13 protein-coding genes are annotated in these 13465 nt (G+C 39.1%); 2 read left to right on the top strand and 11 right to left on the bottom strand.

Annotation, left to right across the window (positions count from 1 at the left end; genetic code table 11):
- Window positions 1-152 precede the first annotated feature (152 nt).
- Window positions 153-368, top strand: coding sequence for a hypothetical protein (locus MN204_RS14005; RefSeq protein WP_249871705.1), 216 nt, complete (start codon window positions 153-155; stop codon window positions 366-368).
- Window positions 369-697: 329 nt separating this feature from the next.
- Here MN204_RS14005 and MN204_RS14000 read toward each other — a convergent pair whose 3' ends face one another.
- From MN204_RS14000 to MN204_RS13990, 3 genes are all read right to left on the bottom strand, one after another.
- The gene (locus MN204_RS14000; RefSeq protein ID WP_249871704.1) at window positions 698-901 is read right to left on the bottom strand and encodes a hypothetical protein; all 204 of its coding nucleotides are present in this window, start codon (window positions 899-901) and stop codon (window positions 698-700) included.
- Window positions 891-1175: a hypothetical protein gene (locus MN204_RS13995; protein ID WP_249871703.1), complete on the bottom strand. Its 285-nt coding sequence runs from the start codon at window positions 1173-1175 to the stop codon at window positions 891-893. Before MN204_RS13995 ends, MN204_RS14000 begins: the two co-directional genes overlap by 11 nt.
- Window positions 1176-1792: 617 nt before the next feature.
- The gene (locus tag MN204_RS13990) at window positions 1793-2923 is read right to left on the bottom strand and encodes an NADH-dependent flavin oxidoreductase (RefSeq protein WP_249871702.1); all 1131 of its coding nucleotides are present in this window, start codon (window positions 2921-2923) and stop codon (window positions 1793-1795) included.
- Between the two features lie 292 nt (window positions 2924-3215).
- Between MN204_RS13990 and MN204_RS13985 the strand changes: the two genes are divergently transcribed.
- A complete protein-coding gene (locus MN204_RS13985) occupies window positions 3216-3320 on the top strand; it encodes a YjcZ family sporulation protein (RefSeq protein WP_249871701.1) in 105 nt (34 codons plus the stop codon).
- A gap of 438 nt (window positions 3321-3758) precedes the next feature.
- Here MN204_RS13985 and MN204_RS13980 read toward each other — a convergent pair whose 3' ends face one another.
- The 8 genes from MN204_RS13980 to MN204_RS13945 all read right to left on the bottom strand — a co-directional run bounded on the left by MN204_RS13980 (window position 3759) and on the right by MN204_RS13945 (window position 13455).
- Window positions 3759-6536, bottom strand: a complete 2778-nt coding sequence (locus MN204_RS13980; RefSeq protein ID WP_249871700.1) for a UPF0182 family membrane protein — start codon at window positions 6534-6536, stop codon at window positions 3759-3761.
- Between the two features lie 568 nt (window positions 6537-7104).
- Entirely contained in the window at window positions 7105-8349 is a 1245-nt protein-coding gene (locus MN204_RS13975) for an MFS transporter (protein WP_249871699.1), read from the bottom strand.
- 489 nt (window positions 8350-8838) lie between these two features.
- A complete protein-coding gene (locus MN204_RS13970; RefSeq protein ID WP_249871698.1) occupies window positions 8839-9771 on the bottom strand; it encodes an alpha/beta hydrolase in 933 nt (310 codons plus the stop codon).
- An 81-nt stretch (window positions 9772-9852) separates the two neighbouring features.
- Window positions 9853-10977, bottom strand: coding sequence for an FAD-dependent oxidoreductase (locus MN204_RS13965; RefSeq protein WP_249871697.1), 1125 nt, complete (start codon window positions 10975-10977; stop codon window positions 9853-9855).
- Between the two features lie 114 nt (window positions 10978-11091).
- The gene (locus MN204_RS13960) at window positions 11092-11298 is read right to left on the bottom strand and encodes a hypothetical protein (protein ID WP_249871696.1); all 207 of its coding nucleotides are present in this window, start codon (window positions 11296-11298) and stop codon (window positions 11092-11094) included.
- Window positions 11299-11316: 18 nt separating this feature from the next.
- Window positions 11317-12072, bottom strand: coding sequence for a GntR family transcriptional regulator (locus MN204_RS13955; protein WP_249871695.1), 756 nt, complete (start codon window positions 12070-12072; stop codon window positions 11317-11319).
- Entirely contained in the window at window positions 12069-12767 is a 699-nt protein-coding gene (locus MN204_RS13950) for a 3-oxoacid CoA-transferase subunit B (protein ID WP_249871694.1), read from the bottom strand. The genes MN204_RS13955 and MN204_RS13950 overlap by 4 nt, the downstream gene beginning before the upstream one ends.
- Window positions 12760-13455, bottom strand: a complete 696-nt coding sequence (locus tag MN204_RS13945; RefSeq protein WP_249871693.1) for a 3-oxoacid CoA-transferase subunit A — start codon at window positions 13453-13455, stop codon at window positions 12760-12762. Before MN204_RS13945 ends, MN204_RS13950 begins: the two co-directional genes overlap by 8 nt.
- Window positions 13456-13465: the final 10 nt, after the last annotated feature.

Here is a 13465-nt window from a genome sequence, read left to right as displayed (position 1 = left end):
GACATCAGAATCTTGGGTATACAAATAGTGAAATTATCTGGGGAAATAGTTATATTTAGAATGTGAAGATAGTAATAAATACATTTTTACGTTTTAATTTGATTTGATACAATTAAAATTATTCTTTAGGAAATCGATCAAGGAGACATTAAATGAACTACTTGGAAATCGCACAGAAACATAACCTTAACCTTATTGAGGTAAGCATCCTGATTCAGCTTGAGCAAAGGTACCCGCAGGCAGTAGCAATAGAGGAAATTGCAGACGATGAAAATCTATATTGGAAAGTTAAAAAAAATGTGAATGGATTAGTTGAAAAAGATATTATTGAAAAAACAGAACAGAAGTACAAGTTTAAGAGGAGATAATCTGGACAATAGCTATAAATTGATGATTTTTTCAAACTCCAATATGTATGCAAACTTTGAGATATTAGTCTAAAAGTAATTATCTTAGAAATGAAAATTTACATATGCAAAAAAGTGCTTTGCTTGAACGCAAGGGAGATGCCTCGTCTGAGTTTTTGGGCGGCTCTCCCGAGTTGGCATGTAATGGACTGTTTTCAAAGTAGTGAGAGAGGGAAAAGAGAGGGTTTCGTTTTAGAAGATAAAATACTATTAGCAACGTAAAATGACTAGTTCGTGTTTTTGTCACTATTTAATCCCAACCTTTGCTTGGGTCAATACCATAAAAGATTTCAGCACTTCTCTCGTTTATATCCGTTGTATTCGAAACCTTTAAATATTACTTTATGACCGGTTATATCAGGTTTAGTACCAAGTAACACATTCGTTTTATCATAAACATCATTAATAGTAGTTTTTGCATACTTTATATTTTGTGCAAGGTCAATTACAACATCAGGATTCCAAATAATTTCGTACGTTTGATTACTTGGCATTTTCATTAGCCTCTTTTGCTAATTTTAAAAAATCTTCTTTATTTCTAATATAAGATGGAAATCCAGGTTTTCTTTTTTCACGTGCTTTTTTTACTTTTCTTATTAATTCATCATTTTCAGATAACTCTTTTGTTATTCGTTCTAGTTCATTATTTTTTTCTATTTTAACTACTACTCCAAATTGCTCTTCAATCACTTGAGTAAGATCTTCTAAATGTACGTTAGATTTGTCTCCTAAATACTTGTCAAGCGTTTCTTTACTAATAAACTCCATAGAATCACCTCACTTTAATTATAACAAATTCTAAAGTGCGAATTTTAATTTATCCAAACAATACATAATTTGATTATGGTTAAAGGACCATAGGGACAGGAACACTGGTCCCACGTCTCCCGACTTCCGAGCTGCCTCTCCCGAGTTACCGCGTGCCTCTCCCGAGTTACCGCGTGCCTCTCCCGAGTTCTAGTGGAGTTACAATCCGGGTTGTGCCATCATTTTTCACTTTTCCCTACTAACTAGTTAACGCTTCTAACCTCCCAAGGAACAAAAGCGCAAGCGCCCGGTTAGGGACGAACGGACTGCGCCCCGAACTGTGGGGTGGTTCAACTTGTTGAACATTCCTACGTAGGAGATAAAGGAAACATGCCCCTTGCAATGTAGGGGTATGCCGGCGTTGGGCGTAGCCCGTTCTTAGTCGGCCTTCTTTAAGCACCAGAACCGATGTTGATTTAGATTGTCATGAGGTGAGGGAAGTCTCGCTAGTCCCTGGTCCGCTTGCGCTAGACGTGGCTGTTTCGGTAACTAAGTTATCCACATCGTTAAAATTTTATAGTTTCCCAAGCAAAAAAGGGGTTACCAATATAATTGGTTAACCCTTTTTAACATTATCGTCACTTTACACCAGGGAACCAGCCTGATACTGACGTGATTACATTCCAGAAAGCATCTGGAATGACTAAAGCTTCTTTTGCATTTAAATCTAACTTTGTTTGAATATCCGCTTCGTTTCCAGCTTCTATTTTCTGCACCCAGTCTGGATCAATAACCAGTTCCCTTCCAAGAGCTAAAAATTCAATTCCCGTCTCTATGGCCGCCGCTGCATCATCAGCTGTATATAATGAACCTACACCGATTAGTGGAACCCGATTGCCGATTGTTTCTTGAAGCAACTCCACACGGGTTTTTGTAGTGTCGGCTTCTCTTCTTGCTTTCGACCAAAAATCCATTAATGAAACATGAAGATAATCCAGCCCCTTATTTGCAAGCACATCCACAAGCTTAAGTGTATCTCTCATCGTAATTCCAGGTGTTTCTGGCTCTTCCGGTGTAAAACGATAACCAACAATGAATGGTTCCTTTGCATATTCTTTTACGGTATGTTGGACTTTATCAACTACTGCCAGCGGGAAGTTCATTCGTTTTTCTAGATTGCCACCAAATTGATCGTCCCGACGATTGGAATGAGGTGAGAAAAATTGCTGAATGAGATATCCATTCGCTCCATGTATTTCAACTCCATCAAATCCCGCTTCAATCGCCCGGCGTGTAGCCTGGCCAAAAGCCTCTATAATTTCTTCGATTTCTTCAACAGATAACACTCTTGGCTCTATTTCCGGTGTTGCTCCTCTTACAGCAGGAATACTGCTTGGGGCTACTACATCACCATCTGGAATAAGATCTGGAGGACACATCCTCCCACCATGGAAAATCTGCAAAATTGCTTTTGCTCCCTGACTTTTTATTCCATCTGCCACCTTTGCCAAACTGGGAATTAACTCATCCCGATCGCAGCCAATTTCTCCTTTAAAGCCCTTGCCACCAGGAGTGATGTTCGCTACAGCAGTAATGACTGCACCAACTCCTTTTGAACGGCGGATATAATAGTTCACCTCTTCGTCGGTAACTGACCCATCCGGATTAGAAGAGTAGTTTGTCATCGGCGCCATCATCATTCTATTCTTCATTTCGATACCATTTGGTAATTGATAAGGCTCCAAAAGAGCTGCGTATTTACGATTCATGCTTTCCCTCCATTTTAATAAGTTAAATAGTCTCTTTTTTCGTGTGTCTACTCAGAATAACACTTTTTTTAATTGTATGGTAATTAGACGTATCACCTTCTATATTTACCATTCCTTTCACTACCATGAGGGATTTTTTAGAATCAACTTTTGATTATAAAATAGGAAATAGCTTTGATAAATATCATAAGAAAAATCTGTTTGTACTGGCAAGCGCCCTGTCGAGTAAAGGGAAGGGCACATATATTAATCTGAAAACACTATAGGGAAAATTTTAAAGGAGGGATAAAACATGTCTCATGGAGGATATGGTTATGGAGGCGGTTTTGCGTTAGTTATTGTTCTGTTTATTTTGTTAATTATTATTGGAGCATCATACGGCGGTTATGGATACTAAAAAATAGCGTTTTTTTTGAGGCTGGCCAAAGGTCGTTTTTCACGACTTTTTGAGTCAGTCTTTCTCAATTAGAAAACTTGGTTGTCACCAAGCCTTTCGGTGACAGCCTTAGTTGCACTTATGCAGATAGAAAAGTTTTATGGTTTTCTATCTGCTAAATAAAAAAGCATCATACTTTGCCCATCGATATGTAGCGCTGCGATTTCATTCACCTAGGAAATATCTGCTGAAGGAACGTTCTTACAGCATCCTTAGAATAATTTTCCTATAATGGCTTGGCTTAAAGTAAATAACAGAAATAGATACCCGAACTGTGGTAATGCATTTAAAATCCTTGTGGGGGCCCTTGCCCTTTGGGATACATTGTTGCCCAGTAGGCTCTAGTAAAAAAGTAGATGAGCACCCTGGATCACAGTGCTCATCTCTTTTAATCAAATCTTATTGATTTCCTTGTTCCAGTCGCATTTCAATCTCTGCCATAATTTCGCCTGCTTCCTCCCAATTGCCATTAGAAAGAGCATCCTGATAAGCACCAAATAGCTCAGAGAATTCCAGTAATAATTGATCTGCATCTCCGGATGGTACTGGCGCAGTTGTTACGTCTTCTTCCGGTTCTCCTTCGATATCTTCTGTTGATGGTCCTTCAGGCTGCAGGTCACTCTCATCGATTTCCCCAGCGGCTAATTCAAGTATACGTTCTAAAGCTTTATCAAACGTTGCTTCCATGACGATATAATCCTGATAAGCAACGACAACTTGTTTTACTTCCGGCAATGATGTTTCATTGGAGGATTCAATATATATTGGTTCTACATATAGCATTGTATCGTTAATCGGAATGGACAACAGGTTTCCGCGAATAACTTGCGAACCACCTTGCGACCAAAGGTTTAACTCTTGAGAAATAACGCTGTCTTGGTTGATCCGATTTTCAATTTGCTGCGGACCATAGACATTTTCCTGTTTTGGAAAACGGTAGACAAATTTTTCTCCATAATGTTCCCCATCATTCCGTACACCAATCCAACCAATCATATTTTGCCGGTTTCTAGGTGTATATGGCATCATTAAAATAAATTCTTCTTCCTCATATTCTGGAAGCTTCATCGTTACATAATAAGGTTCCATTTCAATATCTTCATTATAATAATGCTCAGTTGGGAATTCCCAACGGTCTTCCCGATTATAGAAAATTTCCAGATTGGTCATATGGTACGTACCATATTTTTCTGCTTGAACCTTAAATAGTCCTTCTGGATAACGGAAATGGCTTTGCACATCTTCGGGTATTTCCGTTGTAAACAAATCAGGGAAGATATTTTGATACGTCTGAAGTAGTGGATCATCCGGTTCGACAATAAAGAAATCAACTTCCCCGGTGTACGCATCAACCATCACTTTCGCTGCGTTTTTAATATAGTTTTTATTGTCTTCATAATTTTCCGCATATGGATAGCCTTGTTCTACTAGATAAGCGTCAATAATCCAGGCTAATGTTCCGTCATCGCGTACAAAGATATATGGATCCTCATCATATTCGAAAAATGGTGCGATCCGATTCACTCGATCTACAATATTTCGGGTATCGAGCAGTTGACTATCACCGGAAACTTGATCTGATACGAGCATGCGGAAGGATCCTTCCGTAATAGAAAATAACAAACGGTTCCAGCCGCTAAGCGAAATCCCCTTATCCGCTTCGTAGCGATTGGTCATATTTTCATCACCAGACGGATAGTCAAATTCATCGACTTCTGAATTTACGATGACATTTGGATAATCCATTTCACCAAAATAAATTTGTGGACGTGTAACATCAACTATCCCTTCTGGCGGGAGATTTTTTACAATATATTCTGGCTGTCCTTGGGAAGTAATCTCATTGACTTGACTCATCGCAATCCCGTATCCATGTGTATAACGCAATGTCCGGTTTACCCAGGTTTGGGCTTGTTGCGGCAGGTCAGCTGTGTTTAATTCCCTTGCACCAAGAAACACTTGCTGATACTCCCCGTCAATTTCGTACCGATCAACATCAATATCATTAAATTGATAATAGGTTCGGAACGTCTGTAATTGATTGTAAATATCAAGCAGTGGTCGTGCATCATTTATCCGCACATTATTAATGGTTAACTCGTTATTCTCAATCATATCTTCATCCAGTGTATCCTGGTTTCCAGGATGTTCTGATATATTAATATTTTCGAGGTCGTACGCTTGCCTTGTGTAATTCAGATTATGCTGTAGATATGGCTGTTCACGTTGAAATTCATTTGGCTCTACAAGATAGTTTTGCACCAGTACGGATGCGCCTTGCCCAAGAATTACGACGGCAATATAAGCTACAACCGGGATTAGCATCGAATTGAAATTACCTTTTCTTAATGCAATAATAACCCAAACGGCACAGATAATCGCTACTGCAGCTAAGATATAGGAAACAGGAATATTAATGATGCGATCGGTATAACTTAGGCCGTGCACCACACTCCCCTGAAAAATATTCACTTGATTCGACAGCAGCGTTTTAAATGGTGACAGCAAATGAGTGCCAGCCAACAACACACCGATCATAACAATCGTTAGTCCAAGGTGAGTTTGTGCCGAACGGTTCATCCGGTAAATATTAAAAACGGAATACGCAGCAATCACAACTACTAACATGAAGAAACCGAGTCCTAGTAAAATATTAATAATCATTTCTAAAAATGGCAAAACAAACATATAGAAAGAAATATCTCTGTTAAAAATGGGATCGGTTTCTCCAAATGTTTCATAGTTTAGGATTTTTAAAAGTGGTTCCCAGCCTACACCTTGCACAATCGTACTGCCAATAAGTCCTGCAATAACAGCGATTGCGATGATAATCCCATTCATGACCATTTTCTTTTGATAGAAAAATGCCGGAAGTTGATTCGGGTCAAAATGGCTTAAATACGATCGTCGCACCCAAAATACGGTCAGCCAGGTTACAAAACCAAAGATCACAAAACCAGCAGCACCAAGCATAAGTTTGCTGCCCAAAACCTTCGTGAAAACGGCACTAAAACCAACAGAATCCATCCAAATATATTCGGTGGTCCACTGGAAAGCAACAGTACCTAAAATGAAAAGAAGTAACACAGTCCCAATAATTACCCCAGTCCAACTGCCGAGCTTTTGTAACTTTTTCATTTGATTATGGTTTAGATTTATATTTCCTTTAAAGTCCATATATCCTCCTTATATCGGTTTTAGTATAATAGATTTCTAGCTTCTTCTTAAGTATACAGGCAAAAAGAAACGAGACCGAGATTTAAATATTAGTATCTATCTCATTATTTTAACAATAATACATCCATAAGTCATTTGTGACCGCGGTGTTTTATTATAAGAGTTACATTCGGAAAGTAGATTTTATAATTATAAGAATATACCAGTTTTAAAAAGTCCAATCTCTAATTAAGGGAATGAATAGATTCTCCATTCATATTTTGAAACTGGCTCAGCCTGAAAAAAGTTCTGTCCCCCAGCGCTTAACAGGATTAAGGCGCTGGGGGACAGGCATTGAATTGAGTTTTATGTTACTATTTCGTGTCTTAAACATTTCTATGATTTGTTGACTTCTTCTTTATCATATTAATTATTTTAATGCTCGCTCATGCTAAGCTTATGAAAATTATAAAATAAGATTATATTGTTATAACAAAGGAAAACAGGAAAAATAATAAACTGTTTCCCTCTGTACAGTTTGATTACTATCTTTTAGGTTGGTCCGAAAACGATTACTTTTACAGCTATATTATGCCGGCTTCACAATATCATCTGATGCAGCTTTCATTTTTGCAGGCGCTGTTTCTTTAATAAAGAACGAGAAAGCAAAGGAAAACAGTGCCGCAATTGAGCTGATTATTAATGGAGCTGGTAATCCCCAAGCATCGGCGGCCATTCCACTCAATATTGGATTTAAAAGCCCGCCAAAGATTTCTCCAATTCCTATCGTCAAACCTACAGCTATTCCGGCATATTGAATCGGAACTGCTTCTGCAGGCAGTGTTGTCATTGCAAGGCCACCCGCCCCCATACCAGCTGCAAATATAAATACGAGAATCGACATTAAAACAATGTTATTGACAAATAGAATAGTTAATGGTGTAAAAACTGAAAACAAACTAAAGAAAATCGTAGTTGGTTTGCGCCCAATCCGATCAGATATGGCTGGAACGATAAAACCAAAAAGCGCCATACCTAAACCAAATGAAGCGAACACGATACTCATTGCACCTTCAGAGAAGTTTTTGACATTAACGAGGAAAACAGGTGTAAACACTTGAAATGCAATCAGATATATCATGAAAAAGCTAAAGATAAAGATAGAAAGGATTATATTTCGATTTCCTATAATTTGTTTAAAACTTAGCTTTATATCCGGATCCTCAGTAGTTCCCGTTTGTTCTGGCTCGATTTTGGGGTTTCTCATTACTTTCAAAATAAAGTAAGCCAGAATTACCCCTGGAACAATCGTTAAGTAGAAGGCGGTCCGCCACCCAAAAGCACTTGCCAAAGCAACGATAACTAGTGGTGCTAATATGCTTCCAAATATCGCATTTCCTGTGTTCATTGTTAGTCCCATATTGAAAGCACGACGAGATTTAGATGACTCTGCCACTAAGACCGACTGTGTGATTGGGATAACCGGACCCTCAGCAAGACCCATCAACATACGTAATAGAATCAACATACCAAATGTTGCAGCCAGGCCATGCATTAAAGAAATCAATGAGAATGCCAAGATAAATATTGCTAGTACAGCTTTTTTACTTTTAGCTTTATCAGAAAGATATCCTCCTAGTGGTCCAGCGATAGCCCATGTAAGTGCTAATGCAGAGGCAAGCATACCAATTTGAGCGTTTGTTAAACCAAAGTCATCTTGCATGAATGGGATTAAGAAGTTTATCGCTAGCCTATCAAAAAATACAAATCCGATTGAAAAGAAAAATAATGTTACAACCTTATTTTCATAACTCCAAAATTTCTTTTTTTCCATCTAAAACACCCATCTCTCTTTGTTTTATTTTTTACCAATTTAATCTTCTTGCAATGGGACTTAATTTATTTCATCATTTCCTGATTATGCTATAATGACTTTCCTTTCATAACGTCGATCCCTTAATACTTCTGTTATCAATTCCACGCCCGTTTTTAATTTAAAATGAGTTAATGTCAGATGAATAGTATAACTGTTGATTAATTTAGTAATATTCAGATAATAAATTTCAAAATTATATGTTTTTACAGTACATTTACTGATTCTATTCATGATCTCAATTAAATTTCCTTCCTCCTAAATTGAACTTAAATTATATTCAAATTTGCTAGTTAAATAGACTGTCGAGGCTCTCGACAGTCTTGCCGCGGCATTTTCCACTTATATAATAAGCCGCCATATTATTCTAGTTGTATATTCAAGTTGAATGTGAATTCTATAAATCTATTACTGTCCTATAGATTTTTTATAAAACATTACTATCCAAGCTTACAGATCTTTCTTTAGAAAATTCCCTGTGAGTTCATAAACACCTGCATATTCTTCGAGATGCGTCCATTTTGCTAAGAAACCGTGCACCACACCATCATATCGTTTCTTCTCCACTCTGATGCCTGCTTTCTTAAGTTTTTCAGCGTATAGCTCCCCTTCGTCGCGTAGAGGATCATGCTCTGCCGTAATTACAAGTGCTACGGGAAGGTTTTCCAGGTTCTCTTCAAAAATTGGTGAAAGCAGTGGGTCTCTTGGATCAGCTCCTCCAGATAAATAAAACGAATTAAATGCTGGAAGTGCATCTGTTTCTAAACCATAGCCCTTTCTGTTTTCTGATAGTGATGGATAACGACTAATATCGCCGAAATCCAAATCAAGAGATGGATAGAAAAGCACCTGCTTTGTAAGTGGAAATTCCTTTTTCTGGCGAGCGAGCAGTGAAACAGCTGCTGCTATGTTACCGCCAGAGCTGTCCCCGGCAACGGCAAGATTCTCGCCATCCCAATCTAATTCCTTGTGATTCTCCGACACCCATTTCGCAACATTGTAGCAATCCTCTAGTGCTGCAGGATATGGGTGCTCTGGAGCTAGGCGAAAATCGACTGCGATTACTTTATATCCGGACTCTATCGTAATTGGACGAACAATTTCATCATGACTTTCTAGATTGCCAGAGAAGAAAGCTCCACCATGGAAGTATAGTAGAATCGGATAAACATCCTTTTTCACCGGTGTATAGATCCGAATCGGTACATTCCCCTCTGCAGTCGGAACCAATCTGTCTTCCACCTCATGAACCTGTACACGCTTTTCTAAGGGCATTACTGGCGCATTCATGAATTTCCGCTGTTCTTCAGGAATGAGTTTCTGATTAGGGTCTGACTCTGGAAGTGATTCGAAAAACTTTTTTAAATCTGGATGTAGTGCCATTTATTGGAATCCTCCTTATTGCAATAAGTACATATTTATATTACATGGAACTTCTTCTGGTCTGAAGAAACTTCATTATGACTATTCTGCGACTTTCTCAAATGTTGCCTTTTCAGGGAATGCTGTTTGTGACTCCTGTGTTGGCTCTTGTCGAGATAGGCGCTGATAAACATCGGTGATTGGTTTTCTTTCTGCTTGATATTTTTGTAATGCTTCCATAATGGAATCAGAATCTCTTAAAGCTTCAGCAAGTGCTCCTGCATCTTGAATTGCCATATTTGCACCTGAACCTTGATGGTGAAGCATCGCATGTGCTGCATCTCCAAGCAATGTAATACGGTTTGTGCTCCAGTTCTCAAGTGGTTCGATATCAAATAGGGATCGACATGTATAATCTTCAATTGTTAATGATTCTGCTATCTTTCTAACCCTAGGCTCAAAGTTTTTTACTAGGTCTAAGATCTCTTCGTTTGTTATATCTGGTCTCCAAGAGGTATCCTCTGATTTGACTGTAACATCGAAGGAAATCTGATTTCTATGCGGAAGTGGCAATAAATAGACCATCACATCTCCATCAACATATACTCTAAATGTTTCATCTGTTGCAAAACCGTACTTATCCATGCCGTCTACTACTGCTCGATAAGCGTGTGCTTTTGCAGGAACTGGCTCACAGTCACTAATAAACTCCTTACGAATATTTGAGCGAATTCCGTCTGCTCCAACTACTAAGTCCACTTCTACTTTTTGGCCATTTTCAAAATGCACCTCTACCAGATCATCATGTTCAATGATTTTTACCGCTTTGTAACCTAAATGAACATTCTCTGCCGGAATATGATCCATGAACGTTTCAATAAAGTCTGCACGATGGATTAATCTTGACCATCTTTCATTTTCATCATCCGTTAATAGCGGCCACTGTTCTCGAATAATTACATCCCCATTGGCTTTCAGGATTTCCATGTAGTAACTTTCAGTGGTCTTGTTCATAATTGCATCGTAAATACCCCATTGCTTAAAGTAACGACAAGTCGGAGGACGCATACCAATTCCAGCACCGACCTCTTTAATTGATGTTGCCTGCTCATAAAGATCTGCTTTAATTCCTACACTTTGCAAAGCTACTGCCGCAGCTGCTCCACCGAACCCTCCACCAATAATAGCAACAGTTAAACTTGAATTCGCTTTTCCTTGTAACCTCATAAAATTCCCTCCTTATGTTTTTTGTGTTTATTTTGGTCCACGTATTCTATCAACCAAAATAAATAAAGTATTTCAAACAGAAGTTAATATTCTGTTATTAACAATATTCAGTCTTTAATCGATGGAAAAAGTTACTTCCTTCATAATCTGTTGTAATTGCTTTGGTAAGCGTTTACAAATATATCGAGTTGATCGATAATGGTGGAAGACAAACTCCCTGTCCGTTTCATCTAAAGAGTCTGTCATACGCAGCCGTTTCATAATAAAATGTATGTTTACAACTAGCTGCTCCACGTATACCCAGTTATCATTTCCTACCATTGAATTAATTTCATATTGCTATCGACTCACAGTAAGAGAATATTTGTAGTCATCGCCCTTGTGAACAGCCCTTCTCCAACCAATTAAAGTGCCATTTTTATTAAATAATTTCGTTTCCATTACGAGAATCGGATCACCAACTTCTACACTTAATGTACGTGCCTCTTCTTCTTTTGCACCAGTTGCCCAAATTTGATGTTCTCCTTGAGTTACAGATATATCTGCATCACGCTCAAGCGTAACGAAAACACTGGCACCATCTTCCAGTTCCTCTATATCCGGATTATAATCTTTTGGCACATGAATATAGGTTTGAGTCCATATAAGCGGGATATCCTCGTACAAAATGAGACGGGATACTTTTAGAACCCTTTCATCATCTTTTAGCTCCAATAGTTTCCTTAGCCCCTCAACAGGCTGAATTTTCTCTATTTCAAGAACGATAGATTCTGATTCCATTCCCTGTTCGCGTAAATATTTGAGCAGTCCACCCAGTTCAAGACCTGGAGGCCGGACTGGAAGACTTTTTACAGGGAATGTCCCTTTTGCTCTTTCCCGATAAACATAACCTTCATTTTCCAGCTCTCTTAATGCTTGACGAATGGGAGCTCGGCTGACTCGGAAACGTTCAACCAGTTCATGCTCGGTACTGAATGGTCTGCTTGGATCTATTTCCCCAGCTTTCAGTTCATCGATTAAAATTTCCTTAATCTGTCTATAAAGCGGGATTGGGGAATTTCGATCAATTGTTCGGCTCTTTACTTGCTTACTCATGTTTGAACACCTGTACTTTCTATTTCAGAAGTAACGGCTTCACCTTTTTTCAGAGGTGCTGCTGTCCGTTCCTGGACATAATCAAATGTTACACCAGGAGCTAATTGGCGAACGACCAGGCCATTTTGGGTAACATCTACAATGGCAAGATCGGTATAAATTCGGTCTACACAATGCTTAGCTGTCAGCGGGTATTCACATTTTTCTACAATCTTTGCCTCACCAGTTTTTGTACAATGCTTCATGAAAAGATAAACTCGTTTGCTGCCAACGGTTAGATCCATTGCTCCGCCAACTCTGCCCAACAGCTTATCAGGGAGCTTCCAGCTTGCAAGATCTCCATACTGAGATACTTGGAAGGCACCAAGTACTGCTGCATCCAGATGTCCACCACGAATCATCGCAAATGATTCCGACTGTGAGAAATAACTGCCACCCGGTTCAAGGGTAATTGGTTCTTTCCCTGCGTTCACAAGATCCATGTCTTCTTCGCCTGGTGCTGGTTTCGGACCTAGTCCAAGTAAGCCATTTTCACTGTGAAGAATGATTTCCTTTCCCTCTGGAATGAAGTCAGCCACTAGCGTCGGCAATCCGATACCAAGATTCACGCACCATCCATCTTCCAAATCATTAGCTACATGAGCAGCTAATACAGGCATTGTCCAGCCTATTGACTTCTCTTGCTGTTTACTCATTGATTAACACCCTCCCTTCCCTAACCCCATCAAGTAAAACCAGGCGATGTACGTAAACACTTTGCGTTATAATTTCTTCTGGGTCAAGCTCACCCACCTCAACTATTCGATTCACTTCTGCAATCGTGGTTTTAGCAGCAGTTGCCATTACAGGGTTAAAGTTCCGCTGCGTTTTTCGGTAAACAAGGTTTCCCCAACGGTCAGCAGTATCAGCTTTAACGAAAGCATAGTCACCAACAATTGCCTCTTCTAGTAAATATTCGCGATTATTGAATACGCGGACTTCCTTTCCTTCTCCAAGTTCCGTGTGTACTCCAGTTGGTGTATAAAAAGCTGGGATACCCGCTCCACCTGCACGAATACGCTCTGCTAGTGTGCCTTGTGGGACAATCTCAAGTTCAATTTTTCCATTTTCCAGACGCTGAATAAGATCATCGGCGTGTGGTCCAACCGGGAAGGAACACATGATTTTACTTACTTGGTTATTACTGATCAGTGCTGCTACTCCATCACTTACAGCACCGATATTATTGGATACGACAGTTAGATTTTTGGCTCCCTGCTCAGTAAGTGCGGCGATAAGATTTGAAGGCAATCCGCTTCCACCGAAGCCTCCTACAAGCAATGTCGCTCCATCCTGGATATCAGCAACAGCCTGCTCTGCAAGGTTAAATTTTTTATCTATCATTCTAGACTTC

Origin of the sequence: Oceanobacillus saliphilus (assembly GCF_023522835.1) — a bacterium.
GTDB classification, from domain to species: domain Bacteria; phylum Bacillota; class Bacilli; order Bacillales; family Amphibacillaceae; genus Oceanobacillus; species Oceanobacillus saliphilus.
This window is presented reverse-complemented; position numbering and strand designations above follow the sequence as displayed.